The organism is Deltaproteobacteria bacterium, from assembly GCA_016874755.1.
Lineage (GTDB): Bacteria > Desulfobacterota > Binatia > UBA9968 > UBA9968 > DP-20.
On the sequence record VGTH01000040.1, the window covers coordinates 26,538 to 49,968 of the forward strand.

Annotated in this window: 12 protein-coding genes and 3 pseudogenes; 6 read left to right on the top strand and 9 right to left on the bottom strand. The window is 60.5% G+C overall.

Translation table 11 applies throughout. The features are described from left to right. Window positions 1-164 precede the first annotated feature (164 nt). Together FJ145_20520 and FJ145_20525 are read right to left on the bottom strand one after the other, a co-directional pair. Complete coding sequence (locus tag FJ145_20520) at window positions 165-1,154, bottom strand: ABC transporter substrate-binding protein (protein MBM4263794.1); 990 nt, start codon at window positions 1,152-1,154, stop codon at window positions 165-167. Window positions 1,155-1,166: 12 nt separating this feature from the next. After that, the gene (locus FJ145_20525) at window positions 1,167-2,168 is read right to left on the bottom strand and encodes an ABC transporter substrate-binding protein (protein ID MBM4263795.1); all 1,002 of its coding nucleotides are present in this window, start codon (window positions 2,166-2,168) and stop codon (window positions 1,167-1,169) included. A 260-nt stretch (window positions 2,169-2,428) separates the two neighbouring features. On the opposite strand from FJ145_20525, the gene FJ145_20530 reads away from it, so the two are divergent. Then, window positions 2,429-3,157 (top strand): Rieske 2Fe-2S domain-containing protein, encoded by a 729-nt coding sequence (locus FJ145_20530; GenBank protein ID MBM4263796.1) that lies wholly within the window; start codon window positions 2,429-2,431, stop codon window positions 3,155-3,157. Between the two features lie 114 nt (window positions 3,158-3,271). After that, window positions 3,272-4,081 carry a mechanosensitive ion channel family protein gene (locus FJ145_20535; GenBank protein MBM4263797.1) on the top strand — a complete coding sequence of 270 codons (810 nt, stop codon included), beginning with the start codon at window positions 3,272-3,274 and terminating at the stop codon, window positions 4,079-4,081. Here the strand turns inward: FJ145_20535 and FJ145_20540 are convergent. The 6 genes and pseudogenes from FJ145_20540 to FJ145_20565 form a co-directional block, all read right to left on the bottom strand. Continuing rightward, window positions 4,078-6,990: an AMP-binding protein gene (locus FJ145_20540; GenBank protein MBM4263798.1), complete on the bottom strand. Its 2,913-nt coding sequence runs from the start codon at window positions 6,988-6,990 to the stop codon at window positions 4,078-4,080. The genes FJ145_20535 and FJ145_20540 overlap by 4 nt on opposite strands. Window positions 6,991-7,446: 456 nt before the next feature. Next, the gene (locus FJ145_20545) at window positions 7,447-7,869 is read right to left on the bottom strand and encodes a peptide chain release factor-like protein (protein ID MBM4263799.1); all 423 of its coding nucleotides are present in this window, start codon (window positions 7,867-7,869) and stop codon (window positions 7,447-7,449) included. Window positions 7,870-7,958: 89 nt separating this feature from the next. Beyond that, complete coding sequence (locus FJ145_20550) at window positions 7,959-13,703, bottom strand: hypothetical protein (GenBank protein ID MBM4263800.1); 5,745 nt, start codon at window positions 13,701-13,703, stop codon at window positions 7,959-7,961. Between the two features lie 483 nt (window positions 13,704-14,186). Continuing rightward, window positions 14,187-14,615, bottom strand: a complete 429-nt coding sequence (locus tag FJ145_20555) for a site-specific integrase (GenBank protein MBM4263801.1) — start codon at window positions 14,613-14,615, stop codon at window positions 14,187-14,189. 171 nt (window positions 14,616-14,786) lie between these two features. Next, window positions 14,787-14,894: pseudogene (locus tag FJ145_20560) on the bottom strand (transcriptional regulator). 263 nt (window positions 14,895-15,157) lie between these two features. Next, window positions 15,158-16,186: a hypothetical protein gene (locus FJ145_20565; protein ID MBM4263802.1), complete on the bottom strand. Its 1,029-nt coding sequence runs from the start codon at window positions 16,184-16,186 to the stop codon at window positions 15,158-15,160. Window positions 16,187-16,767: 581 nt separating this feature from the next. Here FJ145_20565 and FJ145_20570 point away from each other — a divergent pair. Continuing rightward, window positions 16,768-16,911: pseudogene (locus FJ145_20570) on the top strand (tellurite resistance protein). Window positions 16,912-17,090: 179 nt separating this feature from the next. After that, window positions 17,091-18,146 carry an amidohydrolase gene (locus FJ145_20575; protein MBM4263803.1) on the top strand — a complete coding sequence of 352 codons (1,056 nt, stop codon included), beginning with the start codon at window positions 17,091-17,093 and terminating at the stop codon, window positions 18,144-18,146. A 251-nt stretch (window positions 18,147-18,397) separates the two neighbouring features. Here FJ145_20575 and FJ145_20580 read toward each other — a convergent pair. Beyond that, window positions 18,398-18,807 (bottom strand): annotated as a pseudogene (locus FJ145_20580) (hypothetical protein). Between the two features lie 233 nt (window positions 18,808-19,040). Between FJ145_20580 and FJ145_20585 the strand changes: the two are divergent. Beyond that, complete coding sequence (locus FJ145_20585; protein MBM4263804.1) at window positions 19,041-22,376, top strand: hypothetical protein; 3,336 nt, start codon at window positions 19,041-19,043, stop codon at window positions 22,374-22,376. Window positions 22,377-22,703: 327 nt separating this feature from the next. After that, window positions 22,704-23,339: an IS110 family transposase gene (locus FJ145_20590; GenBank protein ID MBM4263805.1), complete on the top strand. Its 636-nt coding sequence runs from the start codon at window positions 22,704-22,706 to the stop codon at window positions 23,337-23,339. The last annotated feature ends 92 nt before the right edge of the window (window positions 23,340-23,431 follow it).

The window sequence follows — 23,431 nt, forward strand, 5'->3', positions numbered from 1 at the left end:
GCATGCCGCAAACATGGGGTATGAGCATCACCTTCTTCTAAAGAGCACGCCTGCCTAGGCTGGCACGGTTGTCTTTGCTCGTGTCGGGGCGGCGCGAGTCATGACCAAGTTCGACGCGAAGGATTTCGGTTGACGAGGCTCAAGTAGCCCATTCGTCGCGCTTGCTACCGCTTGTACAACTGCTTGATAAACCCCGAGGACTCGAGTTCCTGCACTAAGCTCATATCGACGAAACTCTTCGCATCGGCCACCGCGGCCTTTTTGTCACGCGGGGCCATGTCGTCGAGCAAGGTCTTAACGCCCTCCGGGTGCGGATAGGGAATTTCCGGGAAGGCCGCGTTGTAAGCTTTGTAGGCGCGCTCCAAGCCTTCGGGGTCTTTAACTTTGAGGCTCTTGGCGATCAGCGCCTTGGTGTCTTCTTTGTTGGTTTTTATGTAGTGAAGCGCTTCGGTGAAAGAGCGCACGACTTTTTGCACCAGGGGGCGGCGTTCTTTGACGGTTTTTTCCCGGGTGACGATGGAGTTGACGTGGTATTGGATTCTTAGTTGACCGATATCGTAAAGGTCGCGAAAGCCCAACTTCTCGGCTTCGCGCACGAGCGGCTCGCCGAGGAGCGTGAACTGGGTCAGGTTGCGCGCCAGCGCGGCAAGGCGCTGCGGGTTTTCACCGGTGGCGATGATCTTGGTGTCTTTGTCTGGGTCGACGCCCAGGCGGCGTAGTGCCAAGCGCAGCGTCATGTCCGACGTCGTGCCTAAGCGATTGACGCCGCCGGTCTTGCCCTTGAGCTGCTCGACGCTGGTGATGTCGCCGGTTGAAACGATGTGGTCGATGAATAGCGGCAGGTTGGTCGAGACCATCACCGTATCGGCGCCGGCCATTTTTGAAGTCACGAGCGTCGCCGACGGCGCGACGATGGAATCGACCTCGCCGGTGAGCAGCGCTTGAATGACGATGGTGCTGGCGCTGATGTTGATGACTTCGGCGCTGAGACCGTTCTTTTTGAAAAAGCCTTTTTGATCGGCTACCCAGATCGGCGTGTTCGAAGGCGTGCTGCCGGCCCAGGCGATACGCATCTTGTCCTGGGCAAGGGATGGTTTTGCGTAGATTGATAAGATCGCGGCTAGCGCTATCGCGAGCGCGCATTGCTTCACCATGACAGCCTCCCGTTATCTTTTGTAGAGCTGCTTATAGAATCCGGCGTTCTCCAATTCCTGCACGAAGCTGGCGTCGACAAACGTTTTCGGATCGGCACTGGCCGCTTTGGCTTGTTTGGGTGCCATGTCATCGAGCAGAGTCTTTACACCATCGGTATGCGGTTTGGGTATTTCGGGGAACGCAGCGGCGTAGGCACGGTAGGCGCGCTCAAGCCCTTCGGGATCGCTCATCTTGAGATTCCTGCCAATAATCTGTTTCGCGCCTTCCTTGTCGGTCTTGATGTAGTGAATCGCTTCGCTGAATGCTCTGACGACTTTCGCTACCATCGGACGTTTGGTTTTGATGACCCGCTCGGTGGTCACCAGGCAGTTCCAATGAAAAGGAATCTTCATGGTGCCAAAATCGATCAGATCTCTGAAACCGAGCTTCTCGGCTTCGCGCACATGGGGCTCGCTGATGATCGTGTAGTGCACGATCCCCTTGCTCAGGGCCGCTAAGCGCTGCGGGTTTTCGCCGACGGCGATGATCTGGGTGTCTTTCTCAGGGTCGATGCCAAAGCGGCGCAGGCCGATGCGCAGGCCAGCGTCGGAAGTGGTGCCCAAGCGATTGACGCCGCCGATCTTGCCTTTGAGCTGCTCCGGACTGGTAATGCTCGGAGCGCTAACCACGTGGTCGACGAAGTGCGGCACGTTGGCGAAGATCACCACCGTGTCGGAGCCGGCAAGGCGCGAAGTGACTAATGTCGCCGCAGTGCCGATGGTCATGTCGACTTCGCCCGTGAGCAGCGCTTGAATGACAATTGTACTCGCGCTGATGTTGATCAGCTCGGCTTGCAAGCCGTTCTTTTTCAGAAAGCCTTTTTGATCGGCCACCCAAGTGGGTGTGTTGGATGGCGTGCTGCCGGCCCAGGCGATGCGGACTTTGTCCTGGGCGCTAGCTGGGGCATTAACGCCGAAGCCCGTGGCCATTAGCGCAGCGAAAAACACGATCGGCGATAGCGGTCTGTGTCTCAAATTTCTCTCCTGGTGCCGCTAGCTCTGGATTTGCCGGGGAACTGGAAGCGGCTTTGAATTGCGCGGAATATATCGTTTGGTCCGGTGCACTGCAATGCCGGGGAATTGGCATTGTCGCTCGATCGCGATTATGATCGCGCCAATAAACGGCGCGAAACCACGGAGAGCGCTGGCCTCGAAGCAAGGGTTCAAGTAAATTTGGGCAGTACTTTTCCGAACTTCGTGCCCTTCGCGTCTTCGTGGTGAAAGATCCTAATCGCATGATCGCTGAAGAAGAAGATAATTTACTCATGCACACCGGCAAGGGCACACCTTGCGGCGAATTGATGCGGCGCTATTGGCAGCCCTGCGTTTTGTCTGGCGAACTGGGCGCGGACAAACCGTTGCCGGTGACGATCTTTGGCGAAGAGATGATTCTGTTTCGCGACGGCGCCGGCAAGCCGGCGATGATCGGCCGCTACTGCGCGCACCAGGGCGTCGACATGATCTATGGCCGCGTCGAGCCGGACGGCTTGCGCTGCATGTATCACGGCTGGCTCTTCGATCCATGCGGTAAAGTGCTGCTGCGCGGCGAGTGGCTGCCGGGAAAAGAGCGGCGCTGGGACGTCGGTCAGCCTTCTTATCCGGCGATGGAAATCGGCGGCGTGATTTTTACTTACATGGGTCCCGGCGATCCGCCGGCGCTGCCCGCATTGTTTTCGTCGTCCGCGGCGCCGATTGAAATCGCCACGAGCCAGCGTGAGCAAAACTACTGGCAAGGAATGAGCGATTTACCCGAGGTCACCAGAGCAGACTCCCGCTTCTGGGTGCCGAACCTTGTGAACGCGGCTGCCGTGCTACGTTGGTTTGTGCCCGTGGACGACGCGACCCATGTGCAATTTGTTTTTCGCTGCCCGGATGGCGGTTTGCCGGGCGGCGAGCCGCTTAAAGACGCAGCGGCGACCCTGCGCCAAGCGATCCGCGATCTGGCGATAGCTACCCCAAGCTGACGATCATTCATCCGGCACGAGTTTCCCGGCGGGCGTTGCGCAGCTGTTTTTTTCATTGACAAGCTTCCGACAATTGGGCTATCGAGGCCGTGCATTTCACAAGGAGGTGTGAACATGGAGCTCGGAAAGACGTGGCAGTTTATTGTCGACAACGGTGTTTATTTCGGCATGAAAGTTCTTGGTGCCATCGCCATCTGGATCATTGGCCGTTGGCTGATTGGTTTGGCTGTCAAGCTCGCGACGGCGGCGCTTGACCGGCAAAAGGTCGACACGACACTGTCGCGCTATCTCGGCACGGTGATCTCGGGCACCTTGACGATTATTCTGGTCGTCGCCATCCTCGGTTTCTTCGGTGTGGAAACCACCAGCTTTGCGGCGATTGTTGCTGCCGCGGGCGTCGCCATCGGTATGGCGTGGAGCGGTTTACTGGCCAACTTCGCGGCCGGCGCATTTATGATGGTCCTGCGGCCGATCAAAGTCGGCGACGACATTACCGCCGGTGGCGTGACCGGAACGGTGAAAGAGATTGGCCTGTTTGCGACTACGATCAACACGCCGGATAATGTGTTGACGATGGTTGGCAACAATAAAATTTTTGGCGACACGATTCAAAACTACACGGCGAACCCGTACCGGCGCGTCGATTTGAAAGCGCAGCTAACGGACGCTGCCGATCACCATTTGGCGATCAAGATGCTCAAAGAGCGGGTGGCTGCGGTGCCCAACGTGCTCAAGGATCCGCCGCCGGACGTGGCGATCATGGAATTGAACGGCACCGGGCCGTGTCTGCTGGTGCGCCCGTACTGCAACAACGCGCACTACTGGCAAGTGCATGCCGATACCAACCAGGTGATCAAGCAGACGATGATTGACGGCAAATTCCCAGGGCCGGTGGGCGAGATGATCGTGCACAACCGCAGCTAGCGGTAGCGCTGCTGCGCTTGCCAGAGATTGCTGGGCGAATCATCGGCGCGGTTATCCGGTGCCGCCGAGATAACTTCGCTGGCTGATTGTCTAACTGCTGCCGCCTGAGCCTTGCGCCCTTCGAACCGGCGCACTGCTTTGTCGAGGCAATCGTTGAGAATTCTAGCGGCGAGCGGGATGTTTTTCGCAAATGCGCTGTCATGATCCCCCGGTAGCTGGTAGCTTTGCACGCTGCCCGTGGCGAAGCGCCGCCAGCCCAGCGTGGGTTCGAGGGCGTGCCACTTCTCATTGACCAGGAGCACCACAGGCCCAGCGTAGGGCGTGAAGCGGCAGCGATGGGCGGCGAGGTAGTAGTGTTTCTCGGCCGCGCCCATGGCTTCGATGCGATAACCCGATGCACCGAGGTTGTCTGTGTGCAGCGCGCGCAGGTGCGCGAGGTGGTCAACCTTTCGTGAGAACGCCAGGACCCCGGGCGCCGAACTTGCCTTGGCGAGAAAATAACCAACGCGGTCGCGGCCGCGCAGGCTACGGAGCGCGGCCAGGTGGTACGCGGCGCGCGCTTGAATGTAGTCGCGCAGCCAGGCGCACGCGCCGAATTTTTTATGGAAGCGCAGTCGTTCCTGCGCGCAGCGCAGCATGTACTTGCCCAGCGACCAGGCGTGGGTGTCGTATAGCCCCAACAGTCCTACTTGTTCACCGAGAGCATTGAGGCGCTGCGCAGTGGCATAGGCGACGATGCCGCCGCCGCACTCGGCGAGGAGATAGTAGGGGCCGCGCGGCTGCACCGACTGAATGTCGTCGACCGCATCGTTGACGATTTCACGCAACGAGCGGCGCGCTGGTTGGTTGCCGTCGGCGCCGTGCGCGCGGACGCCATAAAACGAGTAGCTCGCGTCGAAGTATCGGGAGAGCTGGCTGAACTTGACGTACTCGCTGCGAAAGCCGCCGCGAAAAGGAAAACAGAAGACCGCGGTTGCCCCCGGATTCTCACTCAAGACGACGACGCGCTGCGCCGCTGCCGTGCTCGCCCCGGGCTGGAGCCCGGAAGAATCGACCGCCATCACCTTGGCGACTTGGGCGACGGTCGGTCCGTGAAAAAAAATCGCAGGCGCAATGCCGGTGGCGAACTCGCGATTGAGCCGCGTCAACACGCTCGACATCAGCAGCGAATCGCCGCCCAGATCGGAAAAGTTATCGTCAACGCCGATTTCCGCACGGGTGAGCACGTCGGCCCAGATGGCGACCACCTGTTTCTCCAGCGGTGTGCGCGGCGCGATGTAGCCATTTGCCAGTGCGGGCCGCTGGCGGCTGGGCTCGCGCAGCGCCTGGCGGTTGATCTTACCGTTGGCGGTGAGCGGCAGGTCGTCCAACATGACAAAGTCGGCCGGCAGCATGTAATCGGGCAGCGACTCCTCGAGGTGTTGGCGCAGGGCCGACACCGTTGGGGTTCTGTCCTTGTGTGCCACCACATGGGCAATCAGCTGTGCGCCGCTCGCAGGGTTCGGGCGCGACACAACGACTGAGTCTTTGACCGCATCATGGCTGCGCAGTCGGCGTTCTACTTCGGAGAGCTCCACGCCGTAGCCGCGAATCTTGACGCGAAAATCTTTGCGCCCTTTGTGGACGAGGCCGCCATCGGCAAGCCGGAGTCCGAGGTCGCCGGTGGCATAGACGATCTTGTTGGGATCTAGCGGATCGCGGTTGAACTTGGCGGCGCTCAGTTCCGGGTTACGCCAGTAACCCGGAGACAAGTACTTGCTGCGCACGACGATTTCGCCGGTTTCACCCGGCGCTACCGGATCGCCCGCTTCGTCTACTAACAGTATCTCTTTATCGCGAACCGGATAGCCGACCGGCACCTCTTTGCCCGCAAGGGTTGTGTTTGCATCGATATAGAACTGCGTCAACATATGGCTTTCGCTGGAAGAAAGGCCGGTGGCCAAGAAGGAGTCGCGGCCGAAGTGTTTCTGATAAAGCTCGACATCAACACCGCGCACGGTCTCGCTGCGCAGCCGCAGCAATCTTAGCTGAGGAAAACGATCGGCCGCGGTCAGGCCTTCGCACAGACCACGAAACAACGGCGCGGCCACCGGGCAAAAGGTGATGCTTTCGTTGTGGAGCCAGCGGCGCAAGCGGTCGATGCCCGCCTGTTTGACGTCGAACATGAGCAAAGCGGCGCCGTTCAAGAGCGCGAAGAATGGGTTGGTGATGGCGTTTGATGTGCCGGAGGAAAGATGGGCGATGCGATCTTTAGCGCTGTAGCCGTCGCTATTGGTGCGCACCATTACGTGATGGAGCAGAGTGTTGTGATTGTTGATGACCCCTTTGGGTCGCCCGGTGGAGCCCGAGGTGTGCACGACAAAAGCAAGATCGTCGGGAGCAATGGAGCGGCCGAGATTGTCGCCGGATAGACTGTAGTCGATTGATTCGACGGCGATCGCCCGATGGCCCGGTCGCTCCAGTGCCTTGGCCAGCGCGGCATTATTGCCGTCGTGTAGAACTAGCTCCGGCGCGCAATCTTGCATGATCTGGTGAAGACGCGCTTTGGGCGCCGATGAATCGAGCAGCACAAAGGCACGACCGGCTTTGAGAACGCCGATTATGGCGGCGACCTGCGCGATGCTTTTGTCGATCAGGATGATAATCGGTTCCGCGCCGGTGTCGCCGCGATGCAAGATGCTGCGCGCGATGCGATTGGCCGCGGCATTCAGTTCGGCGTAAGTAATGCTGCGATCGGCGTCCTTAATCGCTAGCTGTTGCGGATAGAGACGAACGATTTTTTCAAAGCGGACTGGTATTGAAGTCTCGACATCTTCGATCGGGAACTCGACAAAAGTACCGGATCGATGCTGACACTTTCCGCGGATGGCTACTTGCTCGGGAGGAAGTTGGACCATTGATGCGTTCATACGATTGCGTTTCCTCGTTGCCCTTTCTGTAGCAGCCCGTATTGCGATTGATTCTAGTCGCGAACTCCGTAGCCATGCAACCAAAGGTGTAAACTACCGGAATGCTCATTCGGGCCTACGCAATTTTCGGCCCCCCCCCGGTGCAGGAAAACACGGCAGGATGCAATCGCGGTAGGCGCGCAAAAATCGGCAGTTTTAGCGGCGTTTTGGTTTGCTTGAAGATTTTTCCGGAATTTAAGCAGCGAATCGGCGGCAAAGAGAACTAAAGAATGACCCTGGCTGATTGCCCGAACTCATGGCCGTTACGGCAGGGCGTATCAATTTGGAGGCACGCCCGTTCGCCGCGTGCACAGTCGGCGATCGCGCTGAAGTGAATGCGTTGACTGCTTGGTCAGGTGGTCTGTCAAGGCAAATCAGGCGGCCGATTCTTTGAGCGCCTGCCGCAAGTAACTGCGGTCAATCGTGACGATCGGACCGGACCGAGGCGCGCCGCTGTTTCTTCTCCGACTGGTGATGCTTCGCTTCCAGCATGCGCTGTTTGGCGCGGCGCGAGCGTTTGCGCTTCTGCCGGCGGATCTTTTCGATTTCTTGTTCCTTGGCGGCTGCTACGCCGCGCTGCTGGGCTTCGATCTTTTCGAGCAAGAGCCGGCGTGCCAGAAACCGATTGAGCCCTTGGGAACGCTCCTGCTGGCACTTGACGCGAATACCCGTGGGCAGATGATGGAGCACGACGCAGGACGCGACTTTATTGACGTTCTGCCCGCCGGCGCCCGACGAGCGGATGAACTGTTCGTCGATGTCCTGCTCGCGCACACCCAGGGCGAGCATACGCTGGGCGAGCTGCTCTTCTTTGTCGGAAGAGATGGGGAAATTGGCCATAAAGCACCGGCTGGCGTTTTACCAACCACGATACAACAATCGTTGGCAGATCGTAATCGGATGCCAACCTGAATCAAACAATCCGGCTTCTAATCGAACATATCCTCGAAGGCGGTGAATTTTTTGCTGTTGCCTCGGGCGACGATCAGGCCGAGCTTGCCGTCCTGCCAGCCAAGGGTGAGCGAGAACTGGAGCGGCTTGAGCATGCTGGCGCCGTCGGCGAACGAAGCGTTGAAGCGGGTCGGCAGTTTGAACAATTCAAATTTCTGATTGGCTGGCACCGAGGCAGGCACGGAGGTTCCGACTCGGAACACTTTGATGTCGGGCAGGTCGAGGTCTTGGTCGGTTAACTTGATGTACTTCCAATCGGTGATGCCGAAAGTCGGCACGTTGATCTTCACCGGCGGGGCTGGCAACCCGAAGGCGTTGGCGATGGTTGCCGCGATATCGAGATCGCCGGTTTTTCCCAGCGCGCTGGGAAAGCGCGGGTCGCTGGTGCTGCCGCTGTTGTTGATGCTGACCTTTTTGTAAGTGAGGTCGCCGGTCTGCGCGATAGCGTCCCAGTAACCGTAGAATTGGGTAAATTGATCCGCCGCGATCACCGGGATTGGCAGCGCCAGCTTGTCGAGCGGCAAGAACAGCGCGCCGCTGACGTTGAGCAGCGGCAGCAGATCTACCATGTTAGGCGTGGCGCTCTGCGGCGCATTATAGGCGAAGCGCTTTTTTTGCATGGCGATCGGGAACTGTTGTTCGATGCCGGGCATCTTGAGCGCCAGAGACCAATCGACGTCGAGGCTGCAGTGGCGCAGTCCGCCGGTTTTCGTCAGCCGAAAGCCGCCCGCCAGGTCGACGCGAAAAAACAGATTGGCAAGCTGGATGCCGGTCGGCAGCTCAGCCGGCGTCAGATCGAGGGCGAAAGCGGTGCGCCCTTGCAGCGCGATCTGCTCGGTGCCGAGCTCGATCCGGCCGCCGAGCCACTCGCGCCCCTGCCAGTAAAGAGCGCCTTCGACAAACTGGCTCAGCTCTCCCCCTTGGGCACGGATGCCGCCGCGCCCGGAGATTTCCGCGCGCGCTTTCGAATTGGCCGCGCCGAACAGCCGGATCTTGCTATCGCCTGCCAAGTGAAACGACGGCGCACCTGGTTGGCTCAAATCGATTTTGCCGCTGAGGGTCATCTGGCAATCCTTCAGATCGATGCCATTCCAGTTCCAGGCGCCGCTGTCGAGCCGCGCTTCGACTTCGATGCCGTTATTGGAAACCTTGCCGCTTGCCTGGCTGAAGGTCTTGCCGAGGATTTTCAACGTCCCCGCGCCGCCGAGATCGAATGCATTCGCCGGACCGACGCGGCCGGCACTGGCCAGGTTCAGCTCGATCAAGCGCTGGCCGCCGATTTGAAAATTGGGCTTGTAGTCGAGCGCGCCGCTAACGAAGCAATGGGTATGGCTGATATCGACGATGCCATTGACTACTGCGGCGCCGCCGAAGAGCTTCAGTGCGCCGCTGCCGCGGAGCGCGAAGCGGCCGCCGGTGTGGAGCATCAGCTCGATGGGATTAGCTTTGCTGCCCGCGTTGATTTCAACGATTCCCGGCAGCGGCTGCCAACTGCCGTATACGGTAGCGCTGACTTGCGCGAACGAGCGCGCGCCCGCGGCCCGGCCGCTCAGTTTCAACCGGCCGCTTATTTGCAGCGGCAGCTCCACCATCAGGCCGGCGACCGACAGACGGAGCGGCTCGAGGTCGAGCGCGCTGATCAAGTTGAAAGTGCCATCCGTGAACAGATAGCCCAAAAAACTGAAGCGCTGATCGTCGAGAACTTTGACTTCGGCGCCGACCAATACGCCGCTTGCGCCGGCTGCGGGCACGGGGAGCGCCGCGAGCGCCGCAGCGTCAAAGGCGTCGAATGGTGCGCTTCGAAGCAGCGAGTTGGCCGGATCGCTGGGATCGTAGAGCGGTGTCGCCGGTCTGGAAAAATTGGGCCGATAGGAGGTAAGCCACGCCGAGTCGGCGTATTCGCCCAGGAGCGGCGTCCGCGGCGCACCCAGGCGATGTATCTGCAGGCTATCGAAGCGCGCCGCCGTGTTGGCGTCGCAAGACAGGCCGAGCCGGCCGGCTTTGAATGGGTTATTCGAGTCTTGCACGTCGAGCCGGTCGCGCCCGTCGACGGCGACGCGCAGGCGCACGCGGCCGCTGGCCAGCGCTGGCGCGGCGCCGTCGCTGCGTACGGTTACGGTATAGCTGCGCTGCCGTTCGGTGTCCTGGCGCAGCTGTTGCAGCACGGCGGTTTGGGCGCCGCGCACCTTTACGAGCTCCCAAGTTTTCGCGCGCGGGTTCATGGCGAAGCGATAGTAGTTCTTCTCATCTTGGTAACCGAAGACGACACCAACGGCGTTTTCGCCGGCGGCGCGGAGCACCGTGGTGCAGCTGACATCGTCGTACTTGTTGGCGCTCAGCACGAAACTGGGCGCGGCGCTGCCGCGATGGGCGAGGGCGCCGCGCTCGATTTGCCAGCTGCCGCGCGCGCCCGGCGGCTGCACTTCCCAGCCCGAAAGGCTCGGGTTGGCAAAGCGCTCATCGAGCACCAACCGCGGCTTTGTCTCCGCCACCGGCTTGTCGCGTTGGGCGAACGCTTGGGCTGCTTGTGCGGGCGTCAAAAGCACGAACGCGGCGCTGGCGTCGAAGCCGACAAACGAGCCGTCGAAGTCAAAGCGGCGGAGCTCCGGCGGCAGGAGCGCCAACAACGCAGCAGGGCTAAAATCGGGCGGCTGTTTTTTGACGCTGTCCAGCCACTGGCCGAAATCGTTGGTTGTCTCTTGCGCCTGCTTGAGTATCTCTCCTATCCCTCCGGCGATCGCCTGAACGATGGTGATCAGCGTGCCCAGGTTGACGGTGTAGTTCACTTCGCGGGTCAGCAGCGCGCCATGTTCGGGAAACATGCGCACCAGCGCCGGCGGCAGCGTGATGCGCGCATTCTCGATGGAAGCGCGGATGGTATTCGCCAGCGCGCCGTCAGGATCGATGGGCATCATCGGATCGGCGAGCAGGCCAAAGATTTCAAACAGCGCCAATGGCGAGAAGCTTGGAAAGGGCCGCTGCAAGTCGAAGTTGACGCCGAAGCCGGCCAGTCGGATGTTGACGCAAAGATTGTTGAAAAACGGCGTGCCGTCGGTGAGCAGCGGGATGACTGTGTTCGGCGCAGCGGCGACGATCACGAAGTAGTCGTTGCAAACGTAGGTCAGGCCGTTGTGCGCGTCGCCCAGCATGAGATCGAAACTGAGATTGTAGTTGGGGGCGAACAGCGTGCCGAAAAACGGCGCGAAGCGGAGCCGCTTGAAATCCTGGCGAATAACGTTCGGCGCGATCAGCTGGAGCCCGTCCCAGAACGGCGCGCAGCTTTCGCCGCCGAGAATGCCCGGCGAGTACTCTTTGCGCAGGTCGATATCGAAGTCGAAAACCGGCAGCAAAAAATCGATCTCGCCCAGGACGATCGGAATCACGTCGAGCTTAAAGCCCAGGCGGCTTCGTTCCGGCAGGCGCACGCCGATGCCCACGGTGTCGGCCGTGTTCAAGTCGTCGACCAGCGGCGGCGCGAGCTTCAGCTCGCCGGCAAAGGCGACCACCAGCGAATTCTTGGTGTAGCCGTAGCCGATGCGCGCATGGTTCAAGCGCAGGCTGACTTTGGCTTCCTCGACGCCGGCCTGGTTGCGGTAGCTGCCGAAGGCGGGCAGCGGAATCGGCTCGCCGCCCTCGACATTGAAATAGACATAGTCCGCCGACAGGCCGACTTTGAAGACCATGGCGCCGAGCGGCGCCAGCGGATCGTCCGGCTTGAAGCCTTCGAGCTGGGCGCCGCCTTCGACGCGAACCTCGCTCGGGTTCTGAAACGGCAGCACCAGCCGGACGTCGCGCAGAACAAAGTCCAATTTGGTATCGAAGGAAAACTGGTGCAGCGTCGCGTCCATCAGCGCCATGTAGGCTTCGACAAGACTTTGGTAGGTGGCGCGGTTGGGCGCGCCGACCAGCTGCTGCACGGCGAAGATCGCCTCGGTGAGAAATTTGCGCGCGCTGTTGTCGAACCATTGGCTGCGCTTGCGCCGGAGCATGGCTTTGAGGTCCAACTGCGCGGCGCCGGACGATTGCTCGATCTGTTCTCGCAGGCTGTCGATTTCGTTTTTCAGATTGCGGATGGCGCTGGTTAACTGCGGCTCGGTCGCTTGCAGCCAACGATTCTGGTAGTCCCATTGGCCGGATGGCGCTTTCAATTCGTTTAGCTGGCCGAGGCTCAGAGGAAAATGGGGCAGAGCAATCGGCACGGCGAGGCGGCCGATGCCAAAGGAAAATTCTCGATCGGACAAGTCGAACCGGCAGTTTTCCAACTGCACGCCGGCGAAACGGCCGTCGAAGCCCAGGCTAAAGCTGAACTGGCTTTGCTGCGCGCCGCCGGTTTCGATGGAGCCCAAGGCGAGCTTGATTTCGCGCAGGCGCAGATCGAATTCGATGTCGAGATCGATGGCGTTGGCACCGCCATCGATGCCGGCGGGAGCGCTCATGCCGCGCGCCAAGCCGGCAATCATATCAAACAGATCGGCCTGAATGCCGGCGTCGTCGAAGCGGCACGCCACGCTCGCGGCGCAGCGCCCGCCGGCAAACTGCACATCGAGAGCCGCGCTGCCGGTCAAATCGGTGAGGCCGACGGCTTTGAATAGTTTCGCCATGTGCGCCGCGAGCGCCGGCGGCACAGGCAGCGCGCTCTTGGTCGGATCGATGGGGCGCAGTTGGAAGTGGCCGGCCAGCGCAACCCGGCCATTGGCAGCGCCGCTCGCGCCGCTCAGATCGAAGTTGATGGAGTTAACGCCGATGTGGATCGGCGGCTCGGTTTGCGCCAAGCCGGGCAAGTTGATGTCGAGCGCAAGCGGCTCGAGCACCTCCAGCTCCAGATACGGTTCGCTCGCGCCGTTGGCGCCGCTGCGCAAACCGCTTTGTAAGCGCGCCTTGATCCAGCGCGCGCGGTCCGTGTCATTAATGACGAGCAGCTCGCTGCCGGGCACTTGCGGCAAGGGCGGCGGGCGCAGCTCCAGCTCGACCGCGAGATCGCCGTTGAAGACGCCGCTGGCGGCGGCATTGTCGAACGCCGCGCCATTCGCATAAGTGATCGCCAGCATGAAGCGCGCGTTGCGCACCGCGGGGCGAAACTCTTCGGCGATAAAGCGCCACAGTGAGCTGAGATCCGCCACCGCCGCAGCCAGGCGCAGCACGACCTTGCCGTCGTTTTGCCAATCGACAAAGGCGCTGATCTCGCTATCGTCGGGGGGCAGCGGAAACTCGAGCGGCAGCCGATCGAGGCCAATGCGCTGGCGAATGTCGGCCCAGGTGAGCACGGTTTCGATGGTCACCGATTCGAGCCTCCTGGTTTCGCTCGCTTCGTCGTGGCTCACAGCGATGGCCAGCCGCGCGGTTGGCACCACGCCGAGATCGCCGAGCTTGAGACCGTTGACGTGGACGGCCAGGCGCGTAGCGTTCGTCGAGTGAGCAAACGTCAGCGCGGCGTTTTGCAGCGCTATGGTTCCGTTGGGCAGTTGCAGCGTGCCGCTGGCGCTGCCCTGGGCGGTCAGGCCGTCGTCTTGGTGTTGTCCGGCCAATGTCAGGCTATCGATAGTCAACTTGGAATCGGCGCGGCCAAGGCTTAGCACCAGCGGCGCTTCGAGGGCGGCGGAGAGCGCCCGGTGGTTTTTGTCGAGGCCGAAGTTCAAGCGCAGCCAGTTTACTGCGCCGGCGCTCTCCAGCGCGGCGACTCTGCAACAAGTATTTTCGAGCATCGACTTGGACAAAAATGGCACTCTCAGCTCGGTCGAAGTGCAAGGCGCCAAGGGCGGCGACGACAAGTATTGCGGCGTCAACTGCGATCAGACCAACGGCAGCGGTTGTCCCGCCAAATGTCACTGTCATCGCAACGAAGGCCGTTGCGCCCATGACGGTCGCTGAGGAGGGCCGCGAAATCAGTCCGCGGCTCACCGGATACGTCGAGTGATTGAGCACGCTCGGCGACCTGGGTCGGGGAACCTCCCCACGACACTACCGATTCGCCGTCGAGAAGCGGAGCGGGCCAATCCTTCACGGCACGGGAAGAGTAAAATTTAGTTAGATTGTGTCGTGAGCCCCGGTTCAGCTTGGTGGGCACTGGGGAGAGTCTGGCGGAGAAGGGAGGGAGTCGAACCCTCCGGGGACCTTACGGCCCCCTGACTGGTTTTGAAGACCAGCGGCACCACCGGGCACCTTCCTTCTCCATATGTAAAATCAGGTACTTACAAGTATGGGGTGTGTTAGAGCCCTTTTATTTTGCCATTTTTTTCGCCGGTGCCAAAAGCCTTGGCGATGTCCTCACCGACTAGCTGCAGCAAATAACGCTTGTGCATCTGAACCGAGGAGTGGCCGGCGGCGAGCATCGCAAGATCTACGTTGATACCCTGGCGTGCCCACTCGGTCAATGCAGTGTTGCGGTAATTGTGGAACACGAACTTCTTAACGTCGCCTGCCTTGACCGCCCGCTCCACTCGGTAATCAACCATCCCTTTCGTGATCGCTCGGCCATCTTCGCGCGTGAAGACCAGCGCGTTGATATTCTGGACAATCCCCCCAGCCCGCTCAGGCAGGGTCCCAGCGGAAAAGATCGCCGAATACCGGAGTGATCGACAAACCGCGCGTAATAGCGCACGCTTGGCTTGGCCCCAGGCTCCATGACGATCTCGCAACGATAAAGATTCTTTTCTACTTTAGAAAACTTCATCCCATGCCCCTCCTTTCCCTGGTTCTGTGTTTCATGTTGGCTCCTCCTTTCCCGAAAAATTTCCTTTCTCGACGCCGTGGCGCGCTGCAAGCACACGGTGGGAAGAATTATGATGATTTAGCAGCTAAACGGACTCCTAGGAGCGTTCGCGCAGTTTCTTGCGCGTGGCTTCGTCCCACTTCCGGACGATGAAGGCTTGATGTTCTGGCAAGACCGCCGAGACCCGAATGTAGCCTTGGGGCAAGCGGGTACCGTTACATCTGGAATCGAGAGTCTGATCAGGCACCTCATCCGGTGGCGCCGCGCGGCATCGATCAATACGTTGCTCACTAGCTGCACTAGCTAAAGTTTGTCCAGTATATTAACAGCGTTCCGCTCCTGGGTCCCGGCCGCGCTGCGGCGGTGGCGCGCGAAATGTTGCTTATGGCGCCGCTCACTCGAACTCAGAGCGAGCGGGGACGTCGGTTTGCGTTGGCATGCGTTTTTTGGCTCTCAAACTGTGAATTCCTATTTCAAAATATCCTTCAACTGCTTCACCAGCGCCGGTTCGAGCTTGAACAGCGCCTTCACTTCCTTTTCGATCACCTCGCCGTCCAGCGGCTCGAGATCGAGCCGCGCCCGCTTGGCGTCGGCGAGAAACTCCGGATCCTTTATCGCTTCCATAAATGCTTTGCGGAGAATTCCGACCCGCTCTTTCGGCGTCCCAGGAGGCATCACATAGGGACGATTAATGACGCCGTTGACGCGGCTAAGGGTCTGGATCATCGTCTTGGCGTCATCGCTCTTCGCCAGATCGACAGCCCATGGCAGATTGGGAAACTCGGGATGGCGCCGCAACCCTGCTTGCAGGATGAATAATATTTCGCCGTTGTCCATTTCGTTGCGCCAGTTGGCACGAAACGATTCGATAGAGTTGCAAATGCCTTGCACCTCACCCGCGTTAAACGCGAGCCGCACGGGTCCGGTGCCCTTATACCCGCTGACCAACTGCAGCGGCAGCCCCAAAACCGTTTTTAGCAGCTTGGGAATATCGTCGGTGCCCCCGCCCGGCGCAATGCCGCCAATTTTTAGCATGGTACCGGAAGCTTTCCACTGCTCCACGCTAGTGATCCCGGCGCCCTTCGCGACGCCAAAGAGAAAATTGTCTTGCGCCGGTACCCCGAGAAACTCAAACCGTGGGGCGTTAAATTCAACGCCGGGGAGTCCGAGCATCTGCTGTAAGAATAGACCGCCAACGAAGGTCCCGACCGAAAGACCATCGGGGCGGGATACGCGGTACACATGGTTGGCCGCAAGCAACCCGGCAGCCCCAGGCATGTTGTCGACGAGCATCGTCGGGTTGCCAGGAATGTATTTGCCGAGATGGCGCGTGATCGCCCGCGAATAGGTATCGAAGCCGCCGCCCGGCGGCGCGCCGACGATGAAGCGAATGGTTTTGCCTTTGTAAAAGGAGTCCTGCGCCTGAGCCGGAATATTCGCAATCAGAATAAGCAGCCCACCGATGAGAGAGGATAATCCGCGTCCGATAAAGCGCATGACATCACCTCGGTTGGGTTATAGACGACCTGCTGCCCCTTGTCTCATAAGTATAGGAAATTTAGACCGCGTTTTTTCTGCCCGGAGATATATCGCTGGACCGGTGCGGTTTCAATCGTCGGAGCGATTAGTGAAATTTGCGCTTTTGCCTGGGTCGGCTCCGGCCGCGCTGCGGTCGGTGGCGCGCCAAGTGTTGCTTATGGCGCCGCTCGGTCGAACTTAGAGCGAGCGGCGCCGTCGGTTTGCGTTGCCTGGGGAGAGTGGGAACCCGGTGAGAACTCTCCGCAGACCCGAAGCACACAATCCAGTCGAAGGATCAAGAACCGTGGTCAGCCGAACGTTGTCGATGTAGTTCCGGTCAACCGGCGTGCCATTGCTGCCAAACAAAAGTATAGTCGGTTGAATTCACTTGCGTTAGCCCCTTCCGCGTCCTGTCCGGGCAGCGCGCTCCGGATTTTTTCCGTATAGGAATTTTAAACGCGCTTTTCTATGACCCAGAGTCATAGCGGAGCACCGGCGGAATTGTCAATCCGTTTTCTACTTGATGAAAAACCCTGCGCTTCTATTGGTCCGCTCGGCCAGGATCGCTCCTATACCGAATTTTGGAGCCAACAGTTGAAGAGGTGGGTCTCATTCCGGACCGGCACGGTGTTGTCGAGCCGACCGTGAAGCATGAAGTTGTTCCAGAGCCGGGAGTGCGCTTCTACGTCGAGTTCTTTCGCTAAGCTCAACCAAGAAGCCAATAGCATTGTGAATGATTGAAGTGATATAGAAAGTAAAGGGTGACCCTATTTGGTTTTTGGACTTGCTAAGCTTCCGCCCGCCCAGGCGGCCAAACTGAACGACGCTCTTGGGGTACAGAATTGATCGATCCTCGAGCGCATAAAATAGCAGGAGGGAGACCATGGCGCCGCACAACTTTCCCGCAGTGTTCGATGCCGACGGACATGTGATGGAGACTGACGCCGATATCTTTGATTATCTGCCGCCTCCCTACCGCGGCCAGACGCAGCTTTTTACGGCGCCCTTCTTCCCCGGCCTCGATGCTTGGCATCGCGCCGCGAGCCGCGTTGGCGACGGGCTGGGGCGCGTGCTGGAGCGGCCCACTGCCCAGGATTGGCTCGGCTTTCTCGACGCTGCGTCGGTAGCCGTCAGTGTGTTGTTTCCCACCAATGGTCTGGCCCATGGCGTCCTCGCCGACCCGAAGTGGGCCGCTGGCTTGGCGCGAGGGTACAATGACTGGCTGTACGATCGCTTTTTGCGCGTCGCTCCCGACCGTCTCAAGGGCATGGCGCTGATCGCCATGCAGGACCCGGCGCAGGCGGTCGTAGAGCTGCGCCGCGCGGTTGGTGAGTTGGGTATGATCGGCGCCGTCTTGCCGGCGGTCGGACTCCCTGAGGCGCTTGGCCATCGCAGCTACTGGCCAGTCTATGAGGCGGCGCAGGATCTCAACTGTCTGCTCGCCGTGCACGGCGCGCCCACCTGGGGACTCGGGCTGGAAAAGCTGCGCAACTTGATCGAATTGCGCGTGCTCAACCATGCCATCGCCCAGCAAATCCAGATGACAAGTCTCATTTTGAGCGGCGTGTTCGAGATTTACCCCGGCCTGCGCATCGCCTTCTGCGAAGCCGGCTGTGGCTGGGTGCCCTACCTGATGGAGCGGCTCGACCGCGAGTACGCCAGCCGCCACACCCAGGTGCCCCTGCTCAAGCGCCCACCGAGCGAATACTTGCGCACCGGCCAAGTTTTCTTGCATGCCGAGCTGGACGAGCGCGGCCTCGCTTATGCTATAGAAGTGCTCGGCGAAGGCGCCTTTTTCTGTGCCTCCGACTTTCCGCACGAGCCGAAGCAGGATTTCATCCGCACGCTCGCAGAGTTCGCGGCCCGCGAGGATATTCGCGCCAGCGCGAAAGGCAAATTGCTCTGGGACAATCCCCAGCGCATGTACGGGCTAGTGTAGTGTCTTCAATATGAGCGTCCTTAAATTTGGCAACTGGTCATTTACTTTCACCACGAAGGGCCTAGAAGTTCACGAAAGTAAGAGAAGAAAAAACATGTTTTTTCCGAACTTCGTGTGCTTCGTGGTGAAAAACTATTAGCGCACTTCGACAAGTTACATCGAATTGCAGCAGCGCTGATCTGCAAATCGCCGCCGCAGTTGGGGCAATGTGTCTCGTCAAGGTCGAACCCGTTTCAGCAGCCGAGCCCAAGTCATGCGCGCCGGCGCGCTGTGTGTGGGAGCGTCCTCGCTTGCGGTCTCGGTGGCACGCTCTGGCGCAGCGGGAACGATTTGACGGCGCAGTAGTGCTCGGGCTTCACACCCGCCGGTGCAACCTCGCGCGCATCGATCATCACCTGCTTGTTGTCGGCCGCGCGATGCAACAAAAAAATCCGCCGCCGCCGATACCCGAAGAATACGGCTCCACCACGGCAAGCGCCGCGGCCACGGCCACCGCAGCATCGAATGCATTGCCGCCGCGTTCGAGAATTTCATAACCCGCTTCAGTTGCCAGCGGATGCGCCGAGGCAATCGCCGCGCTCTGCTGCGCGTGCGCCAGCGGCGCGACCACCAGCAAACAAAGGATAATACGTAAGTAGTTGATTTTTTCATTAAAGCCCAAAAGCTTACTTTACTCCTTTGGTTTTTCTCCCCGCCCTGCGATATGGCTCCGAGCATAGAAAAAGGTCCTTTAAAAATCCTCTCCATCCCGAGGAGCCGTTCATCCGGCGGCTGTCGGCGTCATTCAATCGTAGCGGTCAGGTCAAACCGACCATTCGACGGACATATCCTGGACTTGTCGGTGCGGCTCGATCATCATGCCCGCATGGGTAAGAGACTATTTGCGAGGAGACGATGATCGTCGGCGATTGGCTCAGAAACTTGGGTCTTGGCCAGTACGAGGCCACGTTCCGCGAAAACGAAATCGATGCGTCTGTCCTGTCGGACCTGACCGAGGACGACCTGGAGAAGCTGCGTATCCCGCTGGGGCATCGCAAGCGTCTGCTCAAGGCGATCGCGGCGTTGGATGACACGGCGATCGCGCCAAAGGCTACGGTCCCGCCCTCGGCCTTCGATGGCGCCGAGCGGCGCCAGCTCACCGTTATGTTCTACGATCTCGTGGGCTCGACCGCTCTGTCGGCCCGGCTCGACCCCGAGGACATGCGCGCCATCCTCGGCACCTATCATCGCTGTTGCACGGAACGGATCGAACGTCACGGCGGCTTCGTCGCCAAGTACGTGGGCGACGGGGTGCTCGCCTATTTCGGCTATCCGCTCGCGCACGAACACGACGCCGAGCGCGCGGTGAAGGCCGGGCTCTCCCTCGCCGACGCGGTACCCAAGCTTGCGACGACGGCCGACACGCCGCTGAGCGTGCGCGTCGGCATCGCGACGGGAACAGTCGTTGTCGGAGATCTGGTCGGAGCAGGCGATGCCCAGGAGCGCGGCGTCGTTGGAGAAACGCCCAACCTCGCGGCGCGCTTGCAGTCGATCGCCGGGCCGGGCATGGTCGTCATCGCCGAGGGCACGCGGCGGCTTCTTGGAAATCTCTTCGAGCTTGCGGATCTCGGCAACCAGGACCTCAAGGGCATCGCGGGGCCGGCGCGCGCCTGGGCGGCCCTTCGCGCCGGCTTGGCGGAAAGTCGCTTTGATGCCCTGCACGCGACCCACATGACCGCGCTCGTCGGGCGCGAAGAGGAATCCGAACTGCTCGCGCGACGCTGGTTATGCGTCACATCGGGCGAAGGCCAAGTCGTGCAGCTCAGCGGCGAAGCGGGCATCGGGAAATCGCGGCTCACCGCCGCGTTGATGGCGCACATCGCCGAAGAACCGCACACGCGTTTGCGCTATTTCTGCTCGCCGCAACACACCGACAGCGCGCTGTATCCGGTCATCGTCCAGATGGAGCGCGCCGCCGGGCTGGCCGATGCTGAAACCACGCAAGGCCAGCTCGACAAGCTGGACGACCTGCTCCGGCAAACTTCGACCGCACGCGAGGACGCCGCCCTCCTCGCCGAGATGCTATCGCTCCCCAACGACGGACGCTATCCCGCGCTCGAGCTCTCGCCGCCCCAGCGCCGGCAAAAGACACTGCAGGCGCTCGTTAGGCAATTGGAGGCACTCGCCCGTCAGAGTCCCGTCCTGATGATTTTCGAGGACGCACATTGGACCGACCCCACCAGCCTGGAGTTGTTCGGGCGCGTGGTGGAGCGCAGCGCGACCCTTCCCGTCCTGCTGATCGTGACGTCACGGCCGGAATTCAAGCCGCCCTGGATCGGACGGCACGTCACGGTGCTGACCCTCAAGCGCCTGGCGCAGCGCGATGTCGGTACGATGATCGATGGCGTCATCGGCAATACGCCGCTGCCGGCACCTATCCGGCAGGACATCATCGAACGTTCCGACGGCATCCCGCTGTTCGTCGAGGAAATGACGAAGGCGGTGCTGGAGGCCAACAGCGACAGCGAAGCCCGGCGGACAGCCGCAGGGATCCCGTCGCCCGCTCTTTCGGTTCCCGCAAGCTTGCACGCCTCGCTGATGGCGCGGCTCGATCGTCTCGGATCGGCCAAGGAAGTCGTGCAGATCGGCGCCGCGATTGGCCGCGAATTTTCCCATGCCCTGCTCGCCGCCGTGGCGGCCAGGCCCGAGGCGGAGCTTGGCGCGGCTCTCGACCGGTTGGTTGAGGCCGGCTTGCTGTCGCGCCAGGGCATCGCGCCACACGCGAACTACCTGTTCAAACATGCGCTGGTGCAGGACGCGGCCTACGGCCTGCTCCTGCGCGAGCCGCGCCGAGCGCTTCACGCCAGCATCGCCGAGACGCTCGAAAGCCAGTTCGCCGACATGACCGCGTCCGAGCCGGAGATCGTCGCGCATCATTTCAGCCGGGCCGAACGCGCCGAGCCCGCGTTTCTCTACTACGAGCGGGCCGGCGACCGCTCGGTCGCCCGCTCGGCCTTTGCGGAGGCGATCGCTCATTTCAACGCGGCGCTTGCGCAGGCGAGTAGCCTGCCGACCGGAGCGGAACGCAGTCAGCGCGAGCTTGCGATCCTCCTCAAGCAAGGGCCTGCCGTTATGATGTTGAACGGGCAGCGGGTGCCTGAGATTGAACAGATTTATCGGCGCGCGTGCGAAGTCGCAAAAACGTTGGATGATGAACACCGGCTGTTCAAGGCGCTTTGGGGATTGTGGCTCTACGCCAACCTGAATAGCCAAACGGATGTCGCGCGCGATCGTGCCGAAGAGCTTGTCGCGCTGGGAAGACGATCGGGAAGAGAGAATCTGCTTCTCGAAGCCATCCACTGCCGTTGGTCGACGGCAATTTTCTGCGGCGATGTGGCCGGAACTCTCGCCGGCATCCGCGATGGGCTCAAACTCTACGATCCCGTGCGGCATGGCGGGCTCGGCGATGAATTCGGCGCGCACGATCCGGGCGTTTGCGCGTACTTCACCAACGGATTTTCCTTTGCGCAGTTGGGTAGACCGCGCGAAGCGGCGGAGAACATCGAGCGCAGCATCGCGTTGTCGCGGGAGATCAACCATGTGCCCAGCATTGCGTTCGCAATGACGAACGCGTTGACGGTCTATCAAATGATCGATGATCGGGCCGCGGTCATCCGACAGGCTCCACAAGTGATCGAACTTGCGGACAAGTTCGACTTGCCCGGACCTCGGTCACTCGCACGCTTCTTCGCTGCGTGGGCGCGCGCGTGCGGAGGCGAACTCGATGCAGGGTTGCAGGCGATGGAGGCGGAATTCCCGCGTGTCTCGGCCATAGGGCCGATGCCGGTACTCTACGCCGGCGTGCTCGCAGGTGTCCGGCTCGAAGCGGAGCAGGCCGCGCGGGCGCTGGAGCTGCTGGATGGCGTGCTTTTGACGGTGAAGGAGCCGGGCGTCGGTCTCTACCTGCCGGAAATTCATCGGTTGCGCGGTGAATGTTCTCTTCGGGTGGCTCAACCCAATTTCGATGAAGCGGTGCGCGATTTCGAAGCGGCCATCGAGACCGCGAAGCTGCAGCAGGCACGCGGGTTCCAGCTACTCGCGGCGATCAGCCTGGCGCACGCGTGGTCGTCCGTGGGCCGGTCCGAGAAAGGCGCCATGCCCTTGCGCGAGGCGGTGAGCGCGTTTACCGACAACGATGCCCCTGCCCAGCTGGAGACGGCCCGGCGGATTCTTGCCGGCCTTCCGCAGTAGGGCGCGCTAATCGGCAACTGTATAGCCTCATAGTATAGCCTCATAGGGTCACCCATTAGCAAAACTACGTTGCTTCGCAACTGAACAAAGGGAAGTAACTTGTAGCGTGCTAGGTTTGGCGTATAAGAGGGGCGGGACGCCGTGGGTCGAGGAAACCGAGCCGGCATTGGTGCTTTATGCCCGTCCATTAGCATGGTTCCGAAGGAGTGCGACAACATGATTGGTGACACGCGATCGGCCGCGTGATCCCGTTTGGGAGAGTGCAAGGAGCGCACCTTCGCGCCCAGGGCGTCCCACTGAGAACAACGTGTCAAAGGAGGGACCTCCATGAAGACAACGCCCGCTCATGCCAAGCGGCGCCGTCAAGTTGGTACCGCAACAAAGCGCAAGGTGCCACTTCCCGCGCAGCTTAAGCGGATCAATCTCAATGCTGCTGGCATCGACATCGGATCGGAGGAGCACTGGGCCGCAGTGCCTCCGAGTCGCGATCCTGAAGGGAAAGATGTTCGCCGTTTCGGGGCCTTTACGGGCGAGCTATGCGCGCTGGCCGACTGGCTAAAGCAATGCGGGATCGAGACGGTGGCGATGGAATCGACCGGAGTTTACTGGATTTCGCTCTACGAGTTGTTGGTGGAACGAGGCTTCGAAGTGTTGCTGGTCGATGCCCGACGGGTCAAAAATGTTCCTGGGCGCAAGACTGACGTGCTGGATTGCCAGTGGCTACAGGAGTTGCACACCTACGGACTGTTACGTGGCGCGTTCCGTCCAGCCGATCAAGTTTGCATCTTGCGCAGCTACTTGCGGCAGCGCTCGATGTTAGTGGCCTATGCCTCGCATCATATCCAGCATATGCAAAAGGCTCTGGAACAGATGAATCTCAAGCTCGCTCATGTAGTCAGTGATATTACTGGGCTGACCGGCATGGGGAGAGCCGTTGTCAATAGGTGTGTAAAAAGATACTAGGCGGCGACCCTCATCTCTTTGCCATTGTCATACTTCGTCCCGCGCGCTACTTTTCCGACAAGCTGTGGTGCGTTCAGTTTGCGGAAGCTCTT